Source organism: Actinomyces sp. S6-Spd3, assembly GCF_000758755.1.
Classification (GTDB): domain Bacteria; phylum Actinomycetota; class Actinomycetes; order Actinomycetales; family Actinomycetaceae; genus Pauljensenia.
Genome location: NZ_JRMV01000263.1, coordinates 1 through 571 on the forward strand (window position 1 = coordinate 1; position 571 = coordinate 571).

General features: G+C 55.2%; 1 protein-coding gene. It reads right to left on the minus strand.

Going from position 1 to position 571, the window contains the following annotated elements:
* Positions 1 to 269 (minus strand): 30S ribosomal protein S10 (gene rpsJ, locus HMPREF1627_RS02080; protein WP_034500758.1); only part of this gene is annotated, 269 nt, incomplete at its 3' end.
* Positions 270 to 571: the final 302 nt, after the last annotated feature.

The following is a 571-nucleotide window of genomic DNA, read 5'->3' on the forward strand; positions in this document are numbered from 1 at the left end:
AGTCGCATAAGCGAGTCAACTGCCTTCGGCGTCGGGTCGATGATGTCAATCAAGCGCTTATGAGTGCGCATTTCAAAGTGCTCGCGGCTGTCCTTGTACTTGTGGGGCGACCGAATAACCGTAAAAACGTTACGCTCGGTCGGCAGCGGCACCGGGCCCACTACCGTCGCACCTGCGCGCTGCACAGTGTCGACGATCTTGCGCGCGGAGCTGTCAATGACCTCGTGGTCATAGGACTTGAGCCGGATGCGGATCTTTTGTCCCGCCATGCCGTCTTACCTCTCTTAAACAGCTTCTCACCGGTCCCCGCGCTCGGGCGTGTCGCTTTTTCAAACAGCTTCGCGCGGTGGCTCCCCATTGGAGGAACTGGACCGTTTTCTTGTGATCAAGAACATGGAGCATAAAGCCCCTCAGCAGATTGCACATTCATGCTCTCCACTGTTCGCCCTCCCGAGATAACACTCCCGTTCGGACACAACCACACCAGTTTGACAGATTTAAGCACTGATTCCAAATGATTTGGAATTTAGTGGTGTGATTCTCAAAAGCATCGCTTGCGGCCGGGCCGCAA